Annotated in this window: 23 protein-coding genes, 1 tRNA gene and 1 other RNA gene; 14 read left to right on the forward strand and 11 right to left on the reverse strand. The window is 65.9% G+C overall.

Going from position 1 to position 24,658, the window contains the following annotated elements:
• Positions 1 to 5 precede the first annotated feature (5 nt).
• The 3 genes from AC51GR_RS19805 (at position 6) to AC51GR_RS19815 (ending at position 3,537) form a co-directional block, all read left to right on the forward strand.
• Positions 6 to 1,049: an ATP-dependent DNA ligase gene (locus AC51GR_RS19805; protein ID WP_496326529.1), complete on the forward strand. Its 1,044-nt coding sequence runs from the start codon at positions 6 to 8 to the stop codon at positions 1,047 to 1,049.
• The gene (locus AC51GR_RS19810) at positions 1,046 to 2,080 is read left to right on the forward strand and encodes a DNA polymerase domain-containing protein (protein ID WP_496326530.1); all 1,035 of its coding nucleotides are present in this window, start codon (positions 1,046 to 1,048) and stop codon (positions 2,078 to 2,080) included. Before AC51GR_RS19805 ends, AC51GR_RS19810 begins: the two co-directional genes overlap by 4 nt.
• A 158-nt stretch (positions 2,081 to 2,238) precedes the next feature.
• Entirely contained in the window at positions 2,239 to 3,537 is a 1,299-nt protein-coding gene (locus AC51GR_RS19815; protein WP_496326360.1) for a dicarboxylate/amino acid:cation symporter, read from the forward strand.
• Between the two features lie 70 nt (positions 3,538 to 3,607).
• On the opposite strand, the gene AC51GR_RS19820 is transcribed toward AC51GR_RS19815, so the two are convergent.
• Positions 3,608 to 3,696 (reverse strand) — tRNA-Ser (locus AC51GR_RS19820).
• A gap of 93 nt (positions 3,697 to 3,789) precedes the next feature.
• Between AC51GR_RS19820 and ffs the strand changes: the two genes are divergently transcribed.
• The 5 genes from ffs to AC51GR_RS19845 all read left to right on the forward strand — a co-directional run bounded on the left by ffs (position 3,790) and on the right by AC51GR_RS19845 (position 10,417).
• Positions 3,790 to 3,886: signal recognition particle sRNA small type (gene ffs / locus AC51GR_RS19825), an RNA gene on the forward strand.
• A 79-nt stretch (positions 3,887 to 3,965) separates the two neighbouring features.
• Complete coding sequence (locus AC51GR_RS19830) at positions 3,966 to 5,246, forward strand: aspartate aminotransferase type Ic (RefSeq protein ID WP_496326361.1); 1,281 nt, start codon at positions 3,966 to 3,968, stop codon at positions 5,244 to 5,246.
• Positions 5,247 to 5,294: 48 nt separating this feature from the next.
• Positions 5,295 to 6,617, forward strand: a complete 1,323-nt coding sequence (locus AC51GR_RS19835) for a glycosyltransferase 87 family protein (RefSeq protein ID WP_496326362.1) — start codon at positions 5,295 to 5,297, stop codon at positions 6,615 to 6,617.
• 38 nt (positions 6,618 to 6,655) lie between these two features.
• Entirely contained in the window at positions 6,656 to 7,999 is a 1,344-nt protein-coding gene (locus tag AC51GR_RS19840; protein ID WP_496326363.1) for a glycosyltransferase 87 family protein, read from the forward strand.
• Between the two features lie 114 nt (positions 8,000 to 8,113).
• Entirely contained in the window at positions 8,114 to 10,417 is a 2,304-nt protein-coding gene (locus AC51GR_RS19845; protein WP_496326364.1) for a DNA polymerase III subunit gamma and tau, read from the forward strand.
• On the opposite strand, the gene AC51GR_RS19850 is transcribed toward AC51GR_RS19845, so the two are convergent.
• Both AC51GR_RS19850 and AC51GR_RS19855 read right to left on the reverse strand, forming a co-directional pair.
• Positions 10,414 to 11,739: a class I SAM-dependent methyltransferase gene (locus AC51GR_RS19850; protein WP_496326365.1), complete on the reverse strand. Its 1,326-nt coding sequence runs from the start codon at positions 11,737 to 11,739 to the stop codon at positions 10,414 to 10,416. The genes AC51GR_RS19845 and AC51GR_RS19850 overlap by 4 nt on opposite strands.
• Complete coding sequence (locus AC51GR_RS19855) at positions 11,736 to 13,148, reverse strand: FAD-binding oxidoreductase (RefSeq protein ID WP_496326531.1); 1,413 nt, start codon at positions 13,146 to 13,148, stop codon at positions 11,736 to 11,738. The genes AC51GR_RS19850 and AC51GR_RS19855 overlap by 4 nt, the downstream gene beginning before the upstream one ends.
• Positions 13,149 to 13,267: 119 nt before the next feature.
• Between AC51GR_RS19855 and AC51GR_RS19860 the strand changes: the two genes are divergently transcribed.
• The 6 genes from AC51GR_RS19860 to AC51GR_RS19885 all read left to right on the forward strand — a co-directional run bounded on the left by AC51GR_RS19860 (position 13,268) and on the right by AC51GR_RS19885 (position 16,603).
• Positions 13,268 to 13,708, forward strand: coding sequence for an SRPBCC family protein (locus tag AC51GR_RS19860; protein WP_496326366.1), 441 nt, complete (start codon positions 13,268 to 13,270; stop codon positions 13,706 to 13,708).
• 87 nt (positions 13,709 to 13,795) lie between these two features.
• The gene (locus AC51GR_RS19865; protein ID WP_496326532.1) at positions 13,796 to 14,653 is read left to right on the forward strand and encodes a pseudouridine synthase; all 858 of its coding nucleotides are present in this window, start codon (positions 13,796 to 13,798) and stop codon (positions 14,651 to 14,653) included.
• A gap of 11 nt (positions 14,654 to 14,664) precedes the next feature.
• A complete protein-coding gene (locus AC51GR_RS19870; protein WP_496326367.1) occupies positions 14,665 to 15,012 on the forward strand; it encodes a hypothetical protein in 348 nt (115 codons plus the stop codon).
• Positions 15,013 to 15,093: 81 nt separating this feature from the next.
• Positions 15,094 to 15,414 carry a YbaB/EbfC family nucleoid-associated protein gene (locus tag AC51GR_RS19875; protein WP_496326533.1) on the forward strand — a complete coding sequence of 107 codons (321 nt, stop codon included), beginning with the start codon at positions 15,094 to 15,096 and terminating at the stop codon, positions 15,412 to 15,414.
• 6 nt (positions 15,415 to 15,420) lie between these two features.
• Complete coding sequence (gene recR, locus AC51GR_RS19880; RefSeq protein ID WP_482137001.1) at positions 15,421 to 16,032, forward strand: recombination mediator RecR; 612 nt, start codon at positions 15,421 to 15,423, stop codon at positions 16,030 to 16,032.
• 7 nt (positions 16,033 to 16,039) lie between these two features.
• Positions 16,040 to 16,603 (forward strand): uridine kinase family protein, encoded by a 564-nt coding sequence (locus AC51GR_RS19885; protein WP_496326368.1) that lies wholly within the window; start codon positions 16,040 to 16,042, stop codon positions 16,601 to 16,603.
• A gap of 3 nt (positions 16,604 to 16,606) precedes the next feature.
• On the opposite strand, the gene AC51GR_RS19890 is transcribed toward AC51GR_RS19885, so the two are convergent.
• From AC51GR_RS19890 to AC51GR_RS19925, 8 genes are all read right to left on the reverse strand, one after another.
• The gene (locus tag AC51GR_RS19890) at positions 16,607 to 17,947 is read right to left on the reverse strand and encodes a hypothetical protein (RefSeq protein WP_496326369.1); all 1,341 of its coding nucleotides are present in this window, start codon (positions 17,945 to 17,947) and stop codon (positions 16,607 to 16,609) included.
• 277 nt (positions 17,948 to 18,224) lie between these two features.
• Positions 18,225 to 18,869, reverse strand: coding sequence for a phosphoribosyltransferase (locus tag AC51GR_RS19895; RefSeq protein ID WP_496326370.1), 645 nt, complete (start codon positions 18,867 to 18,869; stop codon positions 18,225 to 18,227).
• Positions 18,870 to 18,939: 70 nt separating this feature from the next.
• The gene (locus AC51GR_RS19900) at positions 18,940 to 19,476 is read right to left on the reverse strand and encodes a hypothetical protein (protein WP_496326371.1); all 537 of its coding nucleotides are present in this window, start codon (positions 19,474 to 19,476) and stop codon (positions 18,940 to 18,942) included.
• The gene (locus AC51GR_RS19905; protein ID WP_496326372.1) at positions 19,476 to 20,030 is read right to left on the reverse strand and encodes a hypothetical protein; all 555 of its coding nucleotides are present in this window, start codon (positions 20,028 to 20,030) and stop codon (positions 19,476 to 19,478) included. Before AC51GR_RS19905 ends, AC51GR_RS19900 begins: the two co-directional genes overlap by 1 nt.
• A 5-nt stretch (positions 20,031 to 20,035) precedes the next feature.
• Entirely contained in the window at positions 20,036 to 20,761 is a 726-nt protein-coding gene (locus tag AC51GR_RS19910) for a type 1 glutamine amidotransferase (RefSeq protein WP_496326373.1), read from the reverse strand.
• Position 20,762: 1 nt separating this feature from the next.
• Positions 20,763 to 22,037 carry a Mur ligase family protein gene (locus tag AC51GR_RS19915; protein ID WP_496326374.1) on the reverse strand — a complete coding sequence of 425 codons (1,275 nt, stop codon included), beginning with the start codon at positions 22,035 to 22,037 and terminating at the stop codon, positions 20,763 to 20,765.
• A 75-nt stretch (positions 22,038 to 22,112) separates the two neighbouring features.
• Positions 22,113 to 22,433: a metal-sensitive transcriptional regulator gene (locus AC51GR_RS19920; protein WP_496326375.1), complete on the reverse strand. Its 321-nt coding sequence runs from the start codon at positions 22,431 to 22,433 to the stop codon at positions 22,113 to 22,115.
• 42 nt (positions 22,434 to 22,475) lie between these two features.
• On the reverse strand, positions 22,476 to 24,587 hold the full coding sequence (locus tag AC51GR_RS19925) for a heavy metal translocating P-type ATPase (RefSeq protein WP_496326534.1): 2,112 nt from the start codon (positions 24,585 to 24,587) through the stop codon (positions 22,476 to 22,478).
• Between the last annotated feature and the right edge of the window lie 71 nt (positions 24,588 to 24,658).

Genomic DNA, 24,658 nt, shown 5'->3' on the forward strand with positions numbered 1-24,658 from the left:
CGGTCATGGACCTCCCAGTGATGCCCCCGGTGGTGCCGATGCTCGCCAAGTCCGCGGTCAAGATCCCGGATGAGCCCGGATCCGAGATCTGGTCACACGAGCCCAAGTGGGACGGTTTTAGGGCCATCATCTTCCGGGATGGCGACGAAGTCGTCATCGGGTCCCGCGGTGGCAAAGATCTGGGCCGTTACTTTCCCGAGCTGATCGAGGCGGCCCGAGATGAGTTGCCGGACAGGGTCGTTGTCGACGGAGAGATCGGCGTTCAGGCAGATCTGGGCGGTGTCCGACGACTCAGCTGGGACGCGTTGTCGATCCGGATCCATCCCGCGAAATCCCGCGTGACGATGCTCGCCGAACAGACGCCCGCCATGTTCATCGGATTCGATGCGCTGGCAGTGGGGGACCGCGACCTGACGAGCGAGGCGTTCTCGGTCCGGCGGGCAGCGTTGCTCGAGGCGATCCCCGGCGCAGGCCGGTGCCGGGTCAGCCGGGTGACCACCGACGTCGACCTGGCACGGAACTGGTTCTCCGAGTTCGAGGGCGCCGGACTCGACGGTGTGGTCAGCAAACGCCTTGACGGTCGGTACCTTCCGGGCAAGCGCGAGATGGTCAAGGTCAAACACAAGCGCAGTGCAGACTGCGTGGTGATCGGTTACCGCATCCACAAGAGCGGAACCGGACTCGGCTCGATGCTGCTCGGTCTGTACGGCGACGACGGCGAGTTGCAGATGGTCGGAGGGGCCGGGGCGTTCTCCGATGCCAAGCGGATCGAGTTGCAGCAGATGCTCGAACCGTTGCGGCTGGACCCGGACAACGTCGCCGAAGGTGAGCCCAGCCGGTGGAAGGAAAAGGGTTCGTCGCAGTGGATTCCGATTCGCCCGGAGCTGGTGGTCGAGGTCGGCTACGACCAGATGGAAGGCCACCGGTTCCGGCATACGGTTCAGTTCGTGCGCTGGCGCCCGGACCGGGAGCCGGAGAGCTGTGGGTACGACCAACTCGAGGTGCCACTGACCTACGACCTGTTCGACGTATTGGAGGGACAGAACTGATGGCCAGATCACCGGCTGAGGAACTCGATGTCGACGGCACACCTGTGCGGCTGTCGAATCCGGACAAGATCTATTTTCCGCAACTCGGTGAGAAGGGCGGCCGCAAGCGCGACCTCGTCGAGTACTACCGGACCGTCGCTCTGCAGGGTGCGCTGCTGACGGCACTGCGCGACCGTCCGACATTCCTGCAACGCTTCCCCGACGGCATCGAGGGGGAGGAGATCTATCAGAAGCGGGTCGCGGCCAAACGTCCCGACCACGTGCAGTCGACGTCGATCACCTTTCCATCGGGGCGTAAGGCCGACGCCATCCGGACGACCAGCGCCCCCGACATCGTCTGGGCAGCCAACCTCGGAACGGTCACGTTCCATCCGTGGCCCACCATCGCCCCGGACAACGATCACCCCGATCAGCTCCGCATCGACCTCGATCCGCAACCCGGCACCGACTTCTCCGACGCGCGACGGGTGGCGATCGACGTGTTGCGGCCACTGCTCGATGAGCTGGGAATGCAGGGCTATCCGAAGACCTCGGGTGGTCGCGGACTGCATGTGTTCGTGCCGATCGAACCGAAGTGGGACTTCATCGCGACACGTCGGGCCGTGATCGCGTTGGCCCGGGAGCTCGAACGCCGCGACAGTTCGGCGATCACCACGTCGTGGTGGAAGGAAGAACGAGGCGAGCGGATCTTCATCGACTTCAACCAGAACGCCCGCGACCGGACCATGGCCGCCGGCTACTCGGCCCGGCGAACCCCGACCGCCACCGTCTCGACACCGGTCACCTGGGACGAGTTGTCCGACGTCGACCCGCTGGACTGCACGATCGCCACGGTCCCGGGTCTGCTGGAGAAACGCGGTGACCCCATGGTCGACATCGACTCTCATCGCAGCAGCCTCGAACCGCTGCTCGACCTGGTGGCGCGTGACGAACGAGATGGGCTGGGGGACATGCCTTATCCGCCGAGTTATCCGAAGATGCCGGGCGAACCCAAACGCGTGCAGCCATCACGCGCCCGGGACGACACCTGACCCGGATTCACGCCCAACCCCCTGGTGGGTGCTGTCTCCCGGCACCCGCAACGGCGCGGTAATTTGCAGGCAACCCCGATGTAGTGAGCGCCGCCTAGGTTTTGTCGGCCACGTTCGTTCTGTTCGGACGTGGGCGAGGTGCGAAGTCGGGAGATTTGATGAACGTTGTGAGGCATTCGGCATTCCAAATTGGATTTGCTGCGATCGCGGGGCTGGCATTCGGGTTGATCGTCGGGGAATGGGCCGCGAATCTGCAGTTCGTCGGGGACATGTTCATCCGGTTGATCCAGATGTCCATCGTTCCTTTGGTGATGGCGTCGGTCATCGTGGCAACCGGATCGATGAGCGGCGCCGGGACCGGCAAGATCGCCTTCCGGACTTTCAAGTGGATGATCGGCTTCTCCCTGGTCGCAGCGGTTCTGGCCTGGGTTCTGAGTTCGGTCATCCGTCCGGGTGATGGCATGGTCTTCGACGGCGAGCTGGATTCGTCGCTCAAGGAGTCCGCGGATGAGGCCCTCGGTTGGCAGGACACCGTCTTGAACTTCATCTCGAAGAACATCTTCGACGCGATGTCGACGGCGACGATGGTTCCCATCATCGTCTTCTCGCTGCTGTTCGGTATCGCACTGCGTCAGCACATCACGAAGACCGGTGACGATCGCGTCCTGACATTCGTCGATCAGGTCCAGCAGATCGTGCTGACGATGATCAGGCTGGTCATGTACGTCGCCCCGATCGGTGTCTTCTGCCTGCTGGCCTCCCTGGCCGGTGATGTCGGTTTCTCGGTCGTGACCACCAGCCTCAAGTACTTGGGAACCACCCTTCTCGGCGTGCTCATCCTGTTTGTGCTCTTCGTCGTGGTGGTGAGCGTGCGCACCGGATTGAGCCCGTGGAAGCTGCCGTCCAAACTCGCTGAGCAGACGGCGATCGCGATCACCACAACCAGTTCGGCGGTGACCTTCCCGACGGTCCTGAAGAACACGGTGGAGAAGGTCGGCGTCAGCCAGAAGATCGCCAACTTCACGCTGTCGGTCGGACTGACGATGGGCTCCTACGGTGCCGTCCTCAACTACATGATCGTGGTGATGTTCCTTGCCCAGGCCGGAGGCGTCGACCTGAGCGTCGGGGAGATCGTTCTCGGCATGGGGTTGGCGATCTTGCTCAACATGGGCACCATCACCGTGCCCGGCGGCTTTCCGGTGGTGGCGATGTTCCTGGCGACCTCGCTCGGTCTGCCGTTCGAGGCGGTGGGCCTGCTGATCGCTGTCGACTGGTTCGCCGGCATCTTCCGGACGTTCCTGAACGTCAACGGCGACACCTTCGTCGCGATGCTGGTCGCCAACGCGGACGACGAGATCGACCGCGACGTCTACGACGGGCGCAAGTCGGTCACCGCCGAAACCCTCGACACCGACGAACTCGACGACATGCTGGCGCGCGCAGACCGCGCGGACTGACCCGGCCGGACAACCGGAAAGTGCCCACAGACAACAACAGCGCCTCGGATCGAGGCGCTGTTGTTGTCTTTGGCGGAGGATAGGGGATTCGAACCCCTGAGGGCTATTAACCCAACCCGCGTTCCAGGCGAGCGCCATAGGCCACTAGGCGAATCCTCCGTCCGGCAGCCTACCGGGTATCTGCGTACTCACCAAAAACGGGCTGGTCATAGGGCAAGTTTTCGCACTCGGCGGTCGGCCCGCTACACTCGTTTCTGGATCCCGCGCGGCGAGCATCCTGTGAACTCCCCCAGGGCCGGAAGGCAGCAAGGGTCAGCGGGCTCTGCCGGGTGCGCGGGGTCCCCTACTTTGTTTCGAGCTATCCGCTGTTTCGCGCGAACCGCCGCGCAACCACAGTTCCGGAGCGGGCCGTTCCGGGAAAGGCCGTAGTGAATTTCCACTCGATGAGTGCTGACCAGCTGACCGCCACCCACTCCGAGCTACGTGCGAAGTATCAGGCGCTCGTCGATGCCGGCCTCAAGTTGGACCTCACCCGAGGCAAGCCCGCCCCCGCGCAACTCGACCTCTCGGCGGAACTGCTGTCCCTGCCCGGCGCCGACGACTACCGCGACGGCAACGGCACCGACGTCCGCAACTACGGTGGCGTCACCGGTCTGCCCGAGCTGCGTGCGATCTTCGGTGAATTGCTCGGCATCCCGACCGACAATCTGCTGGCCGGCGGCAACGCCAGCCTCGAGATCATGCATGACCTGGTCGTATTCGCCCTTCTGCACGGCACCCCCGATTCCCCGGAGCCGTGGGGACGGGGCCCGATCAAGTTCCTGTGCCCGTCGCCCGGCTACGACCGTCATTTCGCGATCACCGAGTCCTACGGGATCGAGATGATCACCGTGCCGATGAACGACGACGGTCCCGATGTGGCGTTCTGTGCAGATCTGGTCGCCGCGGATCCGCAGATCAAGGGCATGTGGTGCGTCCCGACGTACTCGAACCCGACCGGCGTCACATACAGCCCCGAGGTCGCCCGCGGCCTGATGTCGATGAAGACCGCGGCGCCCGACTTCCGCATCATCTGGGACAACGCGTACGTCGTGCACACCCTCGTCGACGAGCCTCCGACCCCGATCGATGTCCTCGGACTCGCCGCCGCTGCCGGTCACCCGAACCGGCCGTTGATCCTCGCCTCGACCTCCAAGATCACCTTCGCCGGAGCCGGTGTCTCGTTCTTCGGATCATCGGCGGAGAACCTGGCCTGGTACCAGCGCCACGTCTCGATCAAGACGATCGGTCCGGACAAGCTCAACCAGTTGCGTCACCTCCGGTTCTTCAAGGACGCCGATGGTGTGCGGGCCCATATGGCCAAGCACCGTGAGTTGCTGGTGCCGAAGTTCACGATGGTGCTGCAGATTCTCGAAGAACGGCTCGGGGGCGCCAAGGTCGCATCCTGGACCGAACCCGAGGGCGGCTACTTCATCAGCCTCGACGTCATCGACGGCACTGCTGCCCGGGTCATCACCCTGGCCAAGGAAGCCGGGATCTCGCTGACGGGCGCGGGTTCGGCGTTCCCGTACAAGAAAGACCCGAACGACCGCAACATCCGGTTGGCCCCGACGTTCCCCGGCCTCGACGAGCTTCGGGTGGCCATGGACGGCGTGGCGACCTGTGTCCTGCTCGCGTCGGCGGAGCAGTTGCTCGAACAGCAGAGCTGACATGCATGCGTGTGGTGACCGGACAGGTCGTTGAGCGAGCGTAAACCGATGGACGCCGAGTCCGTCACCGCGGAGTCGCACACAGAGAACATCGCAGAATCCCGTCCCGAGCGGACCGTCCCGTGGCCTGCCGCGGTCGTGGTGGTCTCGGTGGTCCTCGGCCTGCTCGCGATCTGGCTCCAGCACCTTGCGGTGCCGCTGGACGAGCCCTACTGGGGTCTGTTCGGAAACCAGCTCGATCTCGAGGTCTATCGGCAGGGTGCCCAGGCCGTCATCGACGGTCACCGCCTGTACGAGGCCAAGCTCGTCGGCGTCATGGACTACACGTACGCCCCGGCCTCGGTCTTCGTCTTCGTGCCGTTCGCGCTGATGACCGTCGAGATGGCCCGGGTCGTGTGGATGGCGGGCATCTTCATTGCGCTGTACTTCGTCATGACGCTGAGCTTCAAGAATCTCGGCTATCGGATCACCTGGCCCGTGCGGAGCATGGCCATGTCGCTGGTGCTGATCTCCACGTTGATGGAGCCGGTGCGCACGACCATGTGGTACGGCCAGATCAACGTCTTCCTGATGCTGTTGATCCTGTGGGACCTGCTGCGCGCAAAGGACAGTCGGCTCCGGGGGCTGGGGGTCGGGATCGCGGCCGGTATCAAGCTCACGCCGCTGATCTTCGTCTTCTATCTCGCGATCAACCGCAACTGGCGATCGGTGATCGTGGCCTGTGCCGGGCTCGTCGGAACCGTCGTCCTCGGGTTCCTGGTGATGCCGCGCGACTCGTGGAAGTACTGGAGCGGGACGTTCATCGACTCCGAACGGGTGGGGGCGCCGAACACCGTCGGCAACCAGTCCATTCGCGGCGCCCTGGCCAACCTGGGGCATACGGACAGCCCGAACCTCCTCGTGTGGGGCACGCTGGCGTTGTTGGCATTGGCGTTGGGCATGGTCGCGGCCTCCCTGGCCCATCGCGCCGGCCAGGAGTTGCTGGCCATCACACTCGTCGGGATGACGGGCACGGTGGTGTCGCCGATGTCGTGGGGTCACCACTGGGTGTGGGTGGTTCCGATGCTGGTCATCACGGTGCACCTGATGCTGTCGGCGCGGACGCCTGCGCTCCGGATCCTGGCCGCCGCCGGGGCGCTCGCAATGCTGCTGACCACTTTCATCTGGCGCAGCTACCGAGACCATCCGGTGCTCCAGATCGAACGCGTCCTGCCCGACGGCTACTTCACCGGACTGTTCCACAAGTTCGGGATCACCTGGCTCCGGTGGTTCACCTATGACCCCTACAACTGGATGTTCCTGGTGATCGCGATCGTCAGCATCATCTGCCTCACGGCACGCCGCAGGCCCGACAAGGTGTTACCAGGCTAACATTTCTGGCGGAGTCACTGCTGGGGGAAGGCGGAAAAGTGCCCACTGACGAGGCCACCACGTCTTCGACGCGCTCACATTTCCCGACGAGTCCCTGGTTGCTGGCCGGGTTCGTGGTCGCCGCGCTGTGTGCGATCTACGTCCAGGTCACCTTCATCCCGCTCGACGCCAATGTCTTCGGTCTCTTCGAGAACCAGGTCGACCTGCACGTCTATCGTCAGGGCGCCCTGCACCTGATGCACGGGCAGCCGCTGTACGAGGCCCCGATGCTGCCGAATGGGTTGCTCTACACCTACACCCCGTTCTCCACGATCGTCTTCCAGCCGTTTGCCTGGCTCCCGGTCGGCTCGGCCGACGTGGTGTGGACCGTCCTGACCTTCGCGGCGCTGTTCTACGTGATCGTGGCGTCGTTCCGGAGCCTCGGGTACCGGGCCGACTGGCGGTTACTGGTGGTTTCCGCGGCGCTGGTCTGTGTGTCGACGTTGCTCGAGCCGGTCCGGACCACCATCTGGTACGGACAGATCAACATCTTCTTGATGGCGATCGTGCTGTGGGATCTGCTGCGGCCGGACGGCAGTCGGCTCAAGGGGATCGGTGTCGGCCTGGCGGCGGGCATAAAACTCACGCCGGGCTTCTTTGTTCTGTACCTTGCAATCACCCGGCGGTGGCGCGCGATCGTTGTCGTGGTCACCACCATCGTCTGCACGATCGTGATCGGCTTCCTGGCCACGCCCCGGCAATCGTGGAAGTACTGGACGGATCGGGTGGTCAACTCCGAACGCGTCGGCCCGATCGATGCGCCGAGCAATCAGTCGATCAAAGGCGCGATCGCCACGACGTTCGCAACCGTCAACCCCAATCAGGTGTTGTGGGCGGTGCTGGTCGTCGTCGCGGTTGTGCTCGGGATGGGCGCGGCGTACGTCGCACACCGGCGTGGACAGGAGCTCCTGGCGCTGTGCCTGACCGGGATGACGGCGACCGCGGTGTCCCCGTTCAGCTGGGGACATCACTGGGTGTGGTTCGTGCCGCTGCTCGTCTACTTGATCCATCTGCCCATCGCGGCCTGGCGCGCCGGGCGGATCGGACTGCTGTCGGTGACGCTGTTGCTCCCAGCCGCGCTGTTCACCACGGCCTTCATCTGGCGCAACTACCTGCCCGGTGGCGCACTGGGATTCACACCGTTCTACGGGACGGGCATGTTCATGACCCGCTTCCCGGACTGGCTGCGATGGTTCTCCGCCGAGCCGTATCTCTGGATTTTCGGGGTCACGGCGGTGGCGACGCTGGTGGTGTGGGGACCGGCGGAGTTCCGGAGGTCGCGGACTCCGAAACCCGCTCCGGAGCCGGCCGAGGTCGCGGTCCGGGACAGTTTGCTGGACTAGCACCGGCTTTCGATCGCGGCGGGTGTGATCGGTGGATCGATCAGCACACGATTGCGTGGTGGGCAACAACTGGCCGACCCCGCGGCCGTCGGACCTCGCCGGTACTCTCGCACCGTGGCTCTTTACCGGACTTATCGCCCCGCGACCTTCGCCGAAGTTGTCGGGCAGGAGCATGTCACCGAGCCCTTGGGTGTGGCCCTGAACTCCGGCCGGATCAACCATGCGTACCTGTTCTCCGGGCCGCGTGGCTGCGGTAAGACGTCGTCGGCCCGAATCCTGGCGCGTTCCCTGAACTGTCAGCAGGGGCCCACCGCCTCCCCGTGTGGGGTCTGTTCGTCCTGTGTGGCGCTGGGGCCGGGTGGCCCGGGCAACATGGACGTGATCGAACTCGACGCCGCCAGTCACGGTGGTGTCGACGACACCCGCGAACTGCGCGATCAGGCGTTCTACGCACCTGCCGAGTCGCGCTACCGGGTGTTCATCATCGACGAGGCCCACATGGTCAGCAACGCGGGCTTCAACGCGCTGCTCAAGATCGTCGAAGAGCCGCCAGAGCATCTGATCTTCATCTTCGCGACCACCGAACCCGAGAAGGTCTTGCCGACCATCCGGTCGCGAACCCATCACTACCCGTTCCGTCTGCTGGCCCCGGCGACGATGCGCGGCCTGCTCGAACGCATCTGCGCCAGTGAGCAGGTCACCGTCGAGCCGACGGTGTTCCCGCTGGTGATCCGGGCCGGCGGTGGTTCTCCTCGTGACTCGCTCAGCGTTCTCGACCAGCTGCTCGCCGGTGCTGGTCCAGAAGGCGTGACCTACCAGCGGGCGCTGGCGTTGTTGGGTGTCACCGACGTGGCCTTGATCGACGACGCCATCAACGCGCTGGCCGACCACGACGGCGCCGCGCTGTTCGGGACGGTCGAGGCCGTGGTGGACGCCGGCCACGACCCCCGGCGGTTCGCGGTCGATCTGCTCGAACGACTGCGAGATCTGATCCTGCTGAACGCCGTCCCCGATGCCGCGGCCCGAGGCCTCGTCGAAGCCCCGGACGATCAGGTCGAGCAGATGGTCGCCCAGGTCGCCCGGCTCGAAGCGGGCACACTGACCCGATTCGCCGAGACCGTCCACGACGCACTGGGGGAGATGCGCGGGACCACTTCCCCGCGGCTGCTCCTGGAAGTGATGTGCGCCCGGATGCTGCTGCCGGCCTCGTCGGACTCCGAATCGGGTGTCCTGCAACGGATCGAGCGCATCGAATCACAGCTCGCCAGTGGCGTGATCGCCGCCCCGGCCGGTGGTGCGCCTGCGCCGTCCGGATCGTCGGCGGCTCCGGTTGCGGCACCCGTCGACGCGGCGCCCTCGAAATTCGTCCGACCGTCGCAGCGTAAACAGCAGGACGACGTGGCCGAATCGGAACCCGAGGTCACCGAGGCGTCTGCACCGGCCCCGGTTCCCACTCCCGAACCGGTTCCGGCCTCCACCCCGCCGCCCGCACCGACACCGGCGCCGCAACCCGAACCGGAACCGGAACCCGTCGCGGAGCCAGAGCCGGTCCCAGAAGCGGCGCCGGTTCCGGAACCCGAGCCCGCGCTCGAGCTTGTCCAGGAGGCCGAGCCGGAGCCCGAACCCGCGCTCATCCCTGCGCCGCAACCGGTTTCGGTCGTGCCCGAACCTGAGGTGACGCCTGAGGCAGCGGTAGTGGCCGAGCCCGAACCGGCGTCGGAACCCGAACCCGAGCCCGAACCGGCATCGCCGTTCGACGACGTCCCGCCGCCGCCCGAGCCCGACTTCGAGCCGGAACCCGAGCATCAAGGTGAGCCCGAACCACAGGCCGAACCGGAGCCCGAGGTGGCCGCTGCCGGGATCGATCTGGCTGCGGTACAGGCGAAGTGGCCAGAGGTCCGGGCCGCGGTCCGCGCTGCCAACAAGGTGACCGAGGTGATGCTCTCGGGAGCCTCGGTCCGGGGGATCGACGGCAGCACACTGATCTTGAGCCACGACTCGCAGCCGCTGGTTCAGCGGTTGAGTTCGCAGCATGCGGTCGACGTGATCAACGCGGCGATGTCACATGTTTTCGGCGGCGACTGGCAGGTGCAGGTGCATGCGGCGTCCGCGATGCCGGCCATGCCGAAACCCAAGGCCACCCAAGCCGATACCCGCAAGCCCGAGGCGAAGCAGGCCACCTACACCCGGCCCAGTCGCGGCGCCGTTGCGGCGAGCCCCAGCGACGACGAGGCACCCGAACCGGAGCCTGAACCGGAACCTGCTCCGGAACCGGTCAAAGATGAAGACCTCACCGACGACGAGCGCAACGAAATGGTTGCCACCGCCCGCAATTCAACGCCGGACCCGCGTCAGGACCCCGAACAGATCGCGATCGCGCTGCTGACAAGTGAACTCGGGGCGACGCGAATCAACTAGGCCTGCCACCACGGGCGCAGTGGGAGTCCGCCGTTGCCGCCGTTGTCGTCGAGTTTGACTGCCAGTACCTGGTGGAGCTGAATGATGTTGCGGTCGAAGCCGAGTCGGCAACCGGCCATGTAGAGACCCCAGAGCCGGGCGGTGCTTTCGCCGACTTCCTCGACGGCGGCATCCCAGTTCTCGACGAGGTTCTTGTTCCAGTCACGCAGGGTCATCGCGTAGTGCTCGCGTAGGTTCTCCTCGTGGAGGACCTCCATCGAGCCGATGTCCTGGATTGCGGAGATGATCGTGCCCGAACCGGTGAGCTCGCCGTCGGGGAAGACGTAGCGGTCGATGAAGGCGCCCGCCTTGCTCTTTGATCTGTTGTTGGGGCGGGTGATGCAGTGGTTCAACAGGATTCCGCCGTCACGCAACTTGGTCCGGATGAACTTGAAGTACGACGGATAGTTCGCGATCCCGATGTGTTCGGTCAGGCCGATCGACGACACGGCGTCGAAACCGTCCTCGGTGATGTCGCGGTAATCGCTGTGCCGTACCTCGGCGAACTCGCCGAGACCTTCGTCGATGATGGCCTGCTGCGCGAACTGCGCCTGCTCTGCGGACAGGGTCACGCCGATGACGTGAACCCCGCGACGGGCGGCATATCGGACCATCGAGCCCCAGCCGCAACCGATGTCGAGCAGTCGGTCACCGGCCTTGAGTTTCAACTTCTCGAATACCAGACGGTATTTGTTGTCCTGTGCCTCTTCCAGGCTCGCTTCCCGGTTCGGATAGCAGGCGCAGGTGTAGGTCATCGAGGGTCCGAGGACCAGTTCGTAGAAGGCGTTGGAGACGTCGTAGTGGTAGTGGATGGCCTCGGCGTCACGGGTCCGGCTGTGCCGCAGACCCTCTGCGATCCGGCGCCACCGCGGCAGCTGTTCCTGTGGTGGCGGGGCGATCAGCTTGAAGTGTTCCAGACCGATCGAGCGCGTGATCTGAGCCATCGTGCGGGCGGAGGGCCGCTCGAAGTGGATGTCCTCGGCGAGGGCCCGCAGCGCGTCGTACGGGTCGCCGCCGGGCGCACCGTGCAGCTTGAGGTCGCCGGCGATGTAGGCGCGGGCCAGTCCGAGGTCTCCGGGAGCTGTTGCCAGATAGGTGGTTCCCCGGGGCGTCACCAACTCCACGCCGTACTCGGCATCCTCAGGGCCGGCCGAACTGCCGTCATACGCGGTCACCCGTACGTTCAGATCTCCACCGGCAAAAGCTTCGACGACCTCTGCCAAGCTGAGCTTGGGACCTACCACCGATCCGGAAGTGAGGTCATTTTCTTTGAATGTCGTCACTGACGTTGCACCGCCTTCGCGTAAAGGTCGAGAAGCCGCGACCCTGGATCATAATGTTTCTTCAACAGGCGGTAGGACTCCCCGCCGTACAGCTCATCGAACTCTTCTTTGCCGTAGAAAGATTCGGAATACAGTGACTTGTGACCACCGAGTTCGGACACCTTGATCTCGATCAGGCGATTTGCGTAGCCCTCGGGTTGGTCGTCGCGCTTGGGTACCGCCGACCAGAAGCCCACGTTGACGTAGGTCCGCGCCGGTTCGAGGGGGTACAGCGGCCACGGCCGCAGCGCGTCGGCGCCGGGCAGTGCCGGTTCGCGAAGCCGCAATGGGCAGAGCCAGATCGGTTCGATGGGAATGTTCTCGAGGAACCATGCGATGAACTCGGCGGTGCGCTCGATCGGCACCTCGATGTCCTGGACGACGCGTTCGCTCGGGGGCTCGCCCTTGCGGGCATTGAGCTTGTCACCGACGTTGAATCGATGATCGAGCCCGATCAGCTTCCAGTAGAAGCTGCTGCGAAGGAGTTTCTTGGGCCACAGCCGCCGGATACGGGGGTTCTGCGCACCGAAGGCGCGGGAACACCAGAACCAGTCGGTATCCCAGCGCCAGAGGTAGTCCGAGATGGTGAGGCGGTCGCGGATCGGTGTCGAGTCGGCCGAGTGCTGGATGGAGCGGTAGAAGATCTGATCGCCGGTGTAGTCGCTCACCGGGCCGCCCGCGGTGGTCTGCCGACCGAGGATCAGGTAGCTCTCGGCGGCCGAGAAGACCACACCGTCGAGATAGTCCACGCGTTCGCCATCGAACTCGCCGTCGTCGACGATCTGTGCCATCGCCGATTGGAGTGCCTCGACCGTGGTGAACCGGACATGTCTCAGGTCGACGAACGGTGCGACCTCTTCGAGTTCGATCCGCAATCGCGTCGAATATCCAAGCGTGCCGTAGGAATTGGGGAATCCGAAGAACAGATCCGAGTTCTCGCTGGTCGGTGAGGTGGTGACGATCTCACCTGCACCGGTGAGGATGTCGATCTCGAGGACCGACTCGTGCGGCAGCCCGTTGCGAAACGACGTCGACTCGATACCGAGGCCGGTCACCGCGCCACCGAGAGTGATCGTCTTGAGCTGCGGAACAACCTTCGGGGCAAGGCCATACTTGAGTGTGGTGGCGACAAGTTCCTCGTACGTGCACATTCCGGCCACGTCCGCGGTGCGCGCGGCAACGTCGACAGAGATCACCCGGCCGAGTCCGGAGACGTCGAGTCCGGGGTACGGATTCTTGGCTCGTTTGCGGAAGAGGTTGGATGTCTTCTTGGCCAGCCGGACCCTGCCGGAAGCGGGAATTGCCCGGTAACTCGCCAACAGTGTCGCGACTCCCTCATCGAAGGCGGCGCGACCGGACACGGAACCCATAACCCTCGGCACGCATAAGAGCCTAGGACCACCGTCCAGGACATGCCACCTCGGAGTGCCCATCTGTTGTTCTGGCAGGCTCGGGGTCTACAGCATCACAAACCGGAAGGTGATTTTTCGTGGCACAGGTAACCGCATCACAATCGATTGAGATCAATGCCGCGCCCGAGCAGGTTCTGGCGGCGCTGTCCGACTACCAGACCGTTCGGCCGGCCATCCTTCCTTCGCAGTACCGCGACTACGCCGTTCTCGCCGGTGGGGTCGGCGCCGGCACCGTCGCCAAGTGGACCCTGCAGGCGACGTCGAAGCGCTCGCGCAACGTGCAGGCCTCCGTCGATCAGGTGGGTTCGACGATCACCGAGACCGACACCAACTCCTCGATGATCACCACCTACCAGGTACAGCCGCTGGGCACGGGCTCGAAGGTCACCACCGTCACCACCTGGCAGGGTGCCGGCGGTATCGGCGGCTTCTTCGAGAAGACCTTCGCACCGAAGGGTCTGGGCCGGATCCAGGCCGAGGTGCTCGGAAACCTGAAGTCGCACGTCGAACGCGGCTGATCTGCGACGTCCCGGCCCGGAAGAGTCCTGTTGAGGAACCGTAGACCGTCGCCGCTGCCCCTGCGGGACGGTGTCGACCCGACCCGCGTGGTGTTGCGGCGCTCGGACGTCACCGTCGCCGAGGCCATGCTGGCGGCACCGGCCTGTGCCGGGCTCACCGTGGTCGACCTGTCGGCCCGGGCCGCCGAGGGCGAAGTGCTCGACATCGCCGGCGACCGGGTCGACCTGAGCGCGCCCGCGGAGGTGGGCCGGCCGATCTACTTCTATCGCGACCTGCCGGACGAGACGCAGATCCCGTTCGACATGCCGATCATCCATCTCGACGACGACCTCGTGGTGGTCGACAAGCCGCACTTCTTGGCGACGATGCCGCGGGGGGCCCACGTGGTGCAGACGGCGCTGGTGCGGTTGCGGCGCGAGCTCGACAATCCGCAGATCAGCCCGGTACACCGGCTGGATCGACTGACCGCGGGTGTCCTGATGTTCAGTGTGCGACCGCAGGCCCGGGCGCCATATCAGCTGTTGTTCGCCGATCGGCGGGTCGACAAGGAGTACCGGGCGCGGGCCCCGCTCGGCGACGTCGAGCTACCGGTGACCATCCGCAATCGCATCCTGAAGGACTCCGGTGACCTGCGGGCGCGGGTGGTACCCGGTGAGGTGAACGCGATCTCCCGCATCGAACTCACCGTCACCGCCGGCGACCACGGCGTCTACCGGTTGCTCCCGCAGACCGGCCGCACCCATCAGCTCCGGTTGCACATGTCCGGTCTCGGGATCCCGATCGAGGGCGATCCGCTGTATCCGCAGGTCCGGCCGGATGTCGCCGCCGCACCTGACCACGGCGACTTCTCCAGCCCGCTGCAACTGCTCGCCTACGCTGTGGAGTTCGACGACCCGCTGACCGGCCGGCGCCGCCGATTCGAGAGCGTCCGCGATCTGCATTGAAGGAGGACCCCATGGCCATCATCGTTTCCCATGACCGCTACGAGGACCTCGACTGTGAGGTTGTCGTCTTTCTCGACGACGAGTCCGGGGACTGCTTCCAGGTGCAGCGGGACCTGACGCCGCCGCCGTCGACGACCTCGGCGGCCGGGATCTACCAGATCAGCACCGGTACCGGGCCCGCGGTGGAGCAGGGGATCGTGGCCTGGCAGCGCAACGGCGACGAGTTCGAGTTCGCCCTCTCGCCCCCCGCGTCGCGGATGTTCGGGGGCAACGCGCGACTGCGATTCGAGGCGCAACCCGCCGACGGCGATACCATCGATGACATCGCCGCTGCGCTGGAACGCATGACGCGCCGGTGAGCGCCCGCCGGCGCTGACGCAGCAGGTTCGACAACAGACGATTCAACGCAAGGACAAGATCAAGTGCAACCAGACAACCCGATGGCCGGACTCCTCCAACAGGCCCAGGAGATGCAGCAGCAACTGCTGGCAGCTCAGGCCGAGATCTCGGCGGCCCAGGTGACCGGAACCGCCGGTGGCGGGCTCGTGACCATCACCGGATCCGGCACCGGTGAGGTGACCTCGGTGACGATCGATCCCAAGGTTGTCGACGCCGACGACGTGGAGACCCTGCAGGACCTCATCGTGGGCGCGCTCGCCGATCTCGCCGACAAGCGTGATGCGCTGACGCAGCAGAAGATGGGCCCGCTGGCCGGAGGCCTCGGCGGTCTCGGCGGCGGTTTCCCCGGCCTGGGCGGGTAACCACCGGTGTATGAAGGCCCGATCCAGGACTTGATCGACGAACTGGCCAAGCTGCCGGGTCTCGGTCCGAAGGGTGCGCAACGCATCGCCTTCCACCTGATGGCTGTCCCGGCCGGCGACATCGATCGGCTGACCGCGTCGCTGGTCCACGTCCGTGACGATGTGGTGTTCTGCGAGGTCTGCGGCAACGTGTCCGCGCAGGCACGCTGCCGCATCTGCCGTGATGCGCGGCGGGATGCGAGCAAGATCTGCGTGGTGGAAGAACCGAAAGACGTGCAGGCGATCGAACGGACAAAGGAGTTCTCCGGTCGCTACCACGTGCTCGGTGGCGCCCTCGACCCGTTGGGCGGCATCGGGCCGGATCAACTTCGCATTCGGGAACTATTGCGCCGCTTGGGAAACCAGGAAGACGGTGTCGATGTCAGCGAGGTGATCGTGGCCACGGATCCGAACACCGAGGGCGAGGCCACCGCCACCTACTTGCAACGCATGCTCCGTGATTTCCCCGGGCTGTCGGTGACCCGGCTCGCCTCCGGCCTGCCGATGGGCGGCGACCTCGAGTTCGCCGACGAACTGACACTGGGCCGGGCGCTGTCCGGCCGTCGTGTGCTGACCTAGGTTCGAGATGGTGGACCAATCCTGGACGGACAGCCTTGCCCGGCAACTGAAATCGGGCATCGTGGCGATCGACGGGCCGTCGGGTGCGGGGAAATCGACGTTTGCCGACGCCCTGGTCGCACGGCTCGAAGAGTTGCGGACCCGGGTGGTCCTCATCCGCACCGACGACTTCGCCACCTGGGACGACCCGGTGGGATGGTGGCCGGAGCTGGAAGAAGAAGTGCTGCGGTCGTATTGGCGCGGACACGACTTTCGCTTCCATCCTCGGATCTGGCGGGACGGCAAACCCGAACTCGGTCCGCGGGTGTGGCTGCGCTGGGAACCGCTGCTGATCATCGAAGGTGTCTCGAGCGCCCGCATGCCGGTACGCCGTCATCTCAAACGTGCGCTCTGGCTCGACGGCGGCACCGAGGAGCAGCGACTGGAGCGCGGGGTCGCCCGTGACGGTGAGTCGCAACGTGAAAACCTGCGTCGCTGGCAGGATTTCGAGCGCGGTTGGTTTGCCGTCGACCGAACCCGCGACTACTGCGAGATCGTTCCCGAATACGTGCTGGGGTCCGCGACGACCTGATCGTCAGCGCGTCGACGCTCCGGTGTTGTCCTCGGCCAGACAGACGGATCGAAGTACGTTGTGGTAGACGATGAGTCCGTAGGTGTTGGGCGCATTGATCAGACTGCCCGGGTTCGGCACCAGTTGCGTCAACTGCTCCGGGGTCAGCGTGGGAAGCAGTAGCTGCAACACCGAGGCCGTAGCCGGCTTGCTCTGGGTGTAGGCCAGGCTGAACACGTGGGTGCTCAGGGCGTAGGCGTAATAGCCCGCAGTCATGGATTTGGTGACCGTCAGGTCTGAGAGCGGGACGGTCTCGGACATGTCCGCACCCTTGAGGTGATTGCCCACCAGACCGGTGATGGCCTGTGTCGGGGCACCGCCCACGTAGGGAACAAACCCGAGGCCGAGGGCCATCAGTGTCTCGATGGTCCCGAAGTCCGCAGGATCTTCCGGGATGAGGTTGTGCGGCACCTGCGCCCGGCTCATGAAGTCCTGCAGCCGCGCGGTCTGGTCGGCGACCTGCGCGCTCGTCGAGGCATCCGTGGTGTCCTGCAGATACTGCGAGGTGCGGTCGACGATCCGGGACAGCGGCAGCGATCCCACCGAGGGGCAGGTCTTTTCTTCGGCGATCATCACCTGTCCGGCGATATCGGTGAGTATCTGCGGTACCCGGTTCGGGAAGCGCAGGTCTTTGACGGGCTGACCGGCCTTGTCCTTCTGCTCCTGGGTGACCGAAACGATGCAGGCATCGAGGAGCGCGGCGCTCAGTGCTTCTTTGACCATGTTGATCGCCATCGAGCCAAGGCTCAGCGGCAGCGAGATCAGCAGTCCGAGGCTGACGGGGCCGATCGGCATGATCGGCGGAATTGTTCCCGCCACCAGTGTCATCGGGATGATGACGGTGATGTAGAGGTAGAGATACACGGTCTCGACGGCCTGCGACAAGGTCATGTTCTCGAGGGTGATCGCCTCGTACTCGGTGCCGTTCCGGATGTTCATCAGCTGCGTCAGGATGTACTGCGACAGTGGGTCCCGGTATTGCAGACTCGGGGAGTCCTCGGACGCACCGAGGCCCCTCGGGTGGTTCGAGATCGCCAGCGACGACACCCTCAGGCCGTCCATGTCGCGATGGGCGCCGGCCTTGATGGAGGCGGCGTCCCGCTGGACCTGCTCGGGCATCTGGGGTAGCAGCGAGTCGAAGACCGCATCGTAGATACCGCCAAGGGTCGCGAAGTTCGACCCGACGCATTCTTTCGGTGGACCGGCGCTCGGTGAGGACGTCGAGGGCGGCGGCGGGGCGGCGGAAGCCGAACCTGCGGTGCCCACCACACCGCTGCCGACGAAGGTCACGAGTGTCAGGCTCATGACGATTGCCGCGATGCCGACGTGGAGCAGGTGCCGTAACGACTGATGCGGCCGAGCTGACAAGACGATCCCCGATCTTTTGACTGTCCCCGAACGGACAGCGCCACGAGAGTAGGTTCTCACGGTTTATGTGGAAACCCGGACTAAGAATCGCAGCAAAGCGGACATTGCGCCGGCAACATCGTGATATCCACGATGCGCAACTTCTAGCTGGCGAACGTTAGATTGCTGGTAGCGAATGGGTGTCGCAGCCCGCCGGGGCATGCGAACTGGCCGGTCAACTGGGCGAATGCGCGAGCAACTTGCACACCGTGGCGTCGGAAACCTGCTCGAATCGTTGGTACCACTGGCCCACCGCCCGGAAATCGGCCGGCGTGCTCACGCAGACGACATCGTCGACCAGTGGCGCGATCTCGGAGATGGCCGAGTGTGGTGCGACGCCCACGGCGACGATCAGTCGTTTGGGCTTCAGCGGCCGGGCGGCCTCGATCGCGGCCCGCATGGTCGCCCCGGTGGCGAGCCCGTCGTCGACCAGGATGGGGATCCGGCCGGCGATATCGGGCGGCGGCCGGCCGGCGCGGTACGCCTGTTCGCGGCGGGCGAGTTCGCGGGTCTCGGTCTCGACGACGCTGCGCAGCTGTGCGTCGGTGACCCCGTATTCGGACACCACCCGCCGATTGATCGTCGGGGAACCGCCGAAGGCCACCGCACCGAGCGCCAGTTCCGGACTACTGGGTACCCCGAGTTTGCGGATGATGCAGGCATCGAGCGGTGCGTGCAACGCCGCCGCGACCTCCCAGGCCACCGGAACCCCGCCGCGGGCGAGGCCGAAGACGGTGACGTCCGGATTGTCGACGAGACCGGCATCGCGGGAGATCAGTGCGTCGGCCAGCAGCTTGCCGGCCTCCTTGCGATCTCGCAAGGCGTGACCCCGGTTGCCCCATGATTGTCGCGTGACCGGTCACCTCCGCAGGCGGCACAGATGCGAGCAGTTACAGGAACTGTGCCTTTGTGATGCAGCTCTTTCCATTCTGCACGATCACCTCGTACACGATGCGGGATTGGTTGACCGCCTCACCCGACTGCCAGGACGACGCGACCAGGACCTCGGCGGTAGGTGTGGCCAGATCGTGGGGTGTGACCGCGATGGCGTCGAATGTGACTGTGCTGGAGCGGTTCTGGTCCTTGAGCTGGTCGGTGAACGAGATCAGGTTGGGGAGCGCTTTTTCTGCGAACTCGCCGCAGGTGCGGTCCTTGAATGTTGCGATCTGGGTGTCGGCGGTGGCCGGGCTGATCTCGAACATGCTGCGCGTGACCTGCTCGGCGATGTCGCGGGCCTGCTGATCATCGATCACCGGGGTGGGGGTGGCCGGTGGTGCGGCGTCGGAGTCGTCGTCCGGGGCGGTCAGGGTGGCCAGCACGATGGTCAGGGCGATGACGGCGACAAGGACCACTGCCAGGATGATCGCCGTGCGCAGGCGTCGGGTTGAGCCTGCGGGGCGCCTGGGTTCCGGTGTTCCGTCGGTCATCACAACACCTCCATCGCGTTGATGCACATCGGGACGGCGGTGCGGTCCACCGTGAACTCGATGGCCGTGGTGGCGGGCGGGGCCGGTGCGTTGTTCTCGGTGGTGTTGAGGACGAAGAAGGCGAGCACCGTTGCGGTGGCCTCATCCTGCGCCACGATGCCGTAGTGGGCATTGGCGGTCGCCACACTGCGATTGGTGTCCGCGACGATGCCGGGCAACGTTTTTGCGGTCTCGTTCCACTGCTCGAGGGCATCTCCACACAGCGATGCCTGTGCTGATTTCACCGTCGCGCCGATGGTGTCCGGCGTGAAGTTGTAGAGCGATTCGGTGGTCGCCCGGACGGTGTCGACCGCCGAGGTGGCGGGGGCCGTCACGACCGTGGTCGGCGGCGCCGCAGAATCGTCATTGCCGGTCACCGACCAGGTGATCGCCCAGGTGGCGGTCACGATCACGGCCAGCGCGATGAGTCCGAGCGCGAAGACCAATGGTGCCTTGGTGGGGACACGGTTCTGTGGTGGAGGGCCACCGCGTGGTGGCACCGGTGAGTTCGCCATGGGTCTCAGCCGCGGCGGCCGGCCGCCAGGCGCTCGCGGCGCAGGCGCTCGACCTCGGGGAGGTCCAGCGGCTCCAGGTTGTCCACGCCCAGCGCCCGGGACAGCAGCAGATCGGCGAGTTCCGGGTTACGGGCCAGCGCCGGGCCGTGCATGTAGGTACTGATCACCGAACCCTGTACAGCGCCTTCGATTCTCTCGCCGACGCCGTTGCCGACACCGTGCTTGACGCGGGCCAGAGGTCGCGCGTCCGGGCCGAGAGTGGTTCCGCCGCGGTGATTCTCGAAGCCGGTCAGCGGCGCGGTCAGGCCGGACTCGGGCGTCGGCTCGGTGATGAGTTCGCCGATGCTGCGGGTCTTTTGGGGTGTGGTGGTGAGGTCGAGCATCGAGATGCCGTCGACCCGTTCGCCGGCCGAGGTCTCGTACCAGTGCCCGAGCACCTGGATGGCCGCGCAGATCGCCAGGACCGGTCGTCCGGCTTCGGCGGCCCGTTGCAGCCCTGGGTATTTCGTCAGATGCCGGGTCGCCAGGCGCTGCGCGTAGTCCTCGGCGCCGCCGAGGGTGTACACGTCGAGGGATTCGGGGACCGGGTCGGCGAGCGTGATCTGGACGACCTCGGCGTCGATGCCGCGCATGCGGGCGCGCTGCCGCAGGATCAGGGCGTTGCCGCCGTCGCCGTAGGTGCCCATCACATCGGGCAGGACCAGACCGATGCGCAATGTCGATTCGCTCATGTCAGCGGATTCCCTTCTCCGCGCGGTCCATTGCGATTCCCAGGTCGCGGAATGCGGTGTAGTTCGCGAGTACTTCGACCCGGCCCGGTGGGCAGGAGGCGATCGCTGCCATCGGGTCGGCGATCGTGGTGTGTTCGGCGCCGGCGTAGAGAAGGCGTACCCCGAGGTCGGTGGCCCGTTCCCCGGCGGCGACGACCTGGATGTTCTCGAACTCCTCGAAACGCACATCCCAGAGCCAGCTCAGGTCCTCACCGTCGGGCACCTGACCGTTGACCGCGATGACCAGTCCTTCGGCGTCCTGGTCGATCATCGACATGGCTTCTTGCCAGCCGGCGGGGTTCTTGGCCAGCAGCACGCGGACGCGATGTGGTCCGATCTGGTGGACGCCGTACCGGCCGGCCACCTCGCCGACCGTGCCCGCCGCTGCGGCGGCCGATGCGGGGTCGGCGCCCATGGTCACCGCGGCGGCGATCGCCTGTGTGGCGTTCCCGCGGTTCGCCTTGCCTGGCACGGCGAGTTCCATCGGGTGGGAGAAGCCGTTGGGTCCGTACACGTGCGTCTCGTCGAACCACCAATCAGGTTGGGGCCGTTTGAAATCGATGGCGGGGGAGTACCAGTGATCGCCTTCGCGCACGATCGGCTCCCCGGAGCGTGGGCAACTGACCGAGTCGTTGGCCCAGCCCGCACCCGCGGCCACCCACACCACGTTCGGGGCGTCGTAGGCGGCGGACGAGATGAGTACATCGTCGCAGTTGGCGATGATGGTGGCTTGCGGATGCCGGGCGATGCCCTCGCGGAGGCGGCGTTCGATCATGTTGATCTCACCGACCCGATCGAGCTGATCCCGGGACAGGTTCAGCAGCACGATCGCCTCGGGTTCGACGGCGTCGCTGACGTGGGGGACGTGCAGTTCGTCGACCTCGAGTGCGGCGAGCTTTGCGTTCGGGTGCAGTGAGAGCGCCGCCACGATGCCGGCATCCATGTTGGCGCCGTCGGCCTGCGAGGCCACCTCGCCGAGTGAGGCGAGCGCCGCAGCGGTCATCCGGGTGGTCGTGGACTTGCCGTTGGTCCCGGTGATGATGACGGTCCGCTTGCCGCGGCCGAGCTCACCGAGCAGGTTCGGATCGATCTTCAGCGCGACCAGGCCGCCGATCATGGAGCCTTTGCCGCGGCCGGTTTTCTGAGAGGCCCAGCGGGCGGCAGCGGCGGCGCGCAGGGCCAGCTTGGCGCGTGGTCGGAGCCGGGCGGATGGGCGCGGTCGGTCATCGTCGAGCATGGCAGCGAGTTTGTCACAGGTCCCGGTGTGACCCGTGTCGAGACCGGTCGGGCCCTGGTGGCAACCGATGAGGAGTCAGGATCGGACCAGCCGGGCGATGGCTGCCGACGCCTCGGCGAGTTTGAGTTCGGCTTCTTCGCCGCCGGTCTGTGCGGCGTCGAGCACACAGTGCCGCAGGTGGTCGTCGAGCAGGCCCAGCGCGACGCTTTCGACCGCCTTCGTCAGCGCGGAGATCTGGGTGAGGATGTCGATGCAGTATTGCTCTTCGTCGACCATCCGATGGATCCCTCGGGCCTGACCCTCGATGCGCTTGAGTCGGGCGAGGTACTTCTTCTTGTCGTCGATGTACCCGTGTGGGGCCGAGTGGTCGGCGTCAGCGGTCGGGGTGGCAGTCATGGTGACGATCCTAGGGTTCTCGTGAGTTGGACGGGTAGATGCTCATCGCCGCAGCACCTTCTCGGTGCCGGCCTCGGGCCGCAGGTCGAGGCGCCGGAGGAGCTGGGCGTTGAGTGCGACCACAACCGTGGATGCGGACATCAGGATCGCTCCGACGGACATCGGCAGCACGAACCCGATACCGGCCAGGACTCCGGCGGCCAAGGGTACGGAGATGAGGTTGTAACCGGCTGCCCACCACAGGTTCTGCTTCATCTTGCGGTAGGTGGCCTTCGACAGTTCGATGACCGACAGGACCGAGCGCGGGTCGTCACTGGCGAGGATGACACCGGCGGACGCGATCGCCACGTCGGTGCCGGCGCCGATCGCGATACCGACGTCGGCCTGCGCCAGTGCGGGGGCGTCGTTGACGCCGTCACCGACCATCGCGGTCTTGCGTCCTTCGTGCTGCAACTCGGCGACTTTGGATGCCTTGTCCTCGGGGCGGACGCCCGCGAACACTCGGTCGATGGCGAGTTCGGCGGCCACGGAGTGGGCCACGGCTTCGGCATCGCCGGTGATCATGACCACCGTGATGCCGAGTTGTTGCAGCGCGGCGACGGCCTCTCGGGACTCGTCGCGGATCTCATCGGCCAGGGCGAGGGCGCCGATCACCTCACCGTCGGAGACCACGTGAAGGATGATCGCCCCGTCGGCGCGCCAGCTGTCGGCGACCTCGAGTTCGCGGTGCCGGTACCGGGCGAGCAGGTGCGGTCCACCCACCTCGACATGGCGGTGCTCGACCATCGCCGACACTCCCACGGCGGGCGCGGACGTGAAGTCCGACGCCCGTGGAATCGTCAGGCCGCTGCCGGTGGCGGCGTTGACGATCGCCTTGCCGAGCGGATGCTCGCTGTCGCGTTCGGCGGCGGCTGCTGCGGCCAGCATGTCGTCGTCGGTGTGTCCGGCGATGGCGTGTACGGCGGTCACGGCAGGTTCCCCGCGGGTCAGGGTGCCGGTCTTGTCGAACAGGACGGTATCGACCGTGCGCATGCTCTCCAGCGCCAGACGATCCTTGATCAGTACGCCTCCGCGGGCGGCGCGTTCGGTGGCGATCGCCACGACCAGCGGGATCGCCAGTCCGAGTGCATGGGGGCAGGCGATGACGAGGACGGTGATGGTGCGGACGACCGAGTCGTCGGGGTAGCCGAGGACCGACCACACGATCGCGGTCAGGACCGCGGCGCCCAGGGCGAACCAGAACAGCCAGCCGGCCGCGGTGTCGGCCAGACGCTGGGCGCGGGACGAGGAGTTCTGGGCCTGGGAGACCAGCCGTGCGATCCCGGCCAGGGTGGTGTCGTCCCCGACTGCGGTGACCTCGACGCGCAGCCCGGAATCCGTGGCGACGGTGCCGGCCACCACGGCGTCGCCGACGGAACGCCGTACCGTCTTCGACTCACCGGTGACCATCGACTCGTCCATGTCGGCGCCACCGTCGACGATGGTGCCGTCGGCGGGTACGGCCGCACCCGGGCGGACGATGACGACGTCACCGAGCCGTAGCCCGGCCGGGGGCACGACGGTGATGGTGTCGCCGTCGACCCGTTCGGCTTCGTCGGGCAGCAGGGCGGCCAGCGAATCGAGGGCCGAGGTGGTCTGGGCGAGCGACCGCATCTCGATCCAGTGCCCGAGCAACATGATGACGATCAGCAGGGCGAGTTCCCACCAGAAGTCGAGGTCATGGTGCAGCAGGTCCAGGCTCGCACCCCACGACGCGACGAATGCCACCGAGATCGCCAGTGCGATGAGCAGCATCATCCCGGGTGTGCGGGCTCGCAGTTCACCGACCGCGCCGGTGAGGAAGGGCTTCCCGCCCCAGGCGAACATGACCGTGCCCAGGACCGGGGAGATCCACGAGACCCATTCGGCGTCGGGGAGGTCGTAGCCGATCAGCGAAGCGAACATGCCCGAGAACCCGACCACGGGCACGGCGAGTACCAGCATGATCCAGAACAGTCTCCGGAACTGCCCTACGTGATCTCCGTGCCCGCCGTGCCCGCCGTGCCCGCCGTGCCCGCCGTGCCCGCCGTGCCCGCCGTGGTGGTCGTGCCCGGAGCTTGCCGTCGCAGCAGAACCGGTGTGACCGGAGGGGTCCGCACCGGGTGGCTTGCGCATGGTCGGCATGGACCGGTCCCCGTCATGTGGTGCGCGCATGATGCCAAATGTATACCCCTATGGGGTATGTG

The organism is Williamsia sp. z71 (assembly GCF_059553375.1).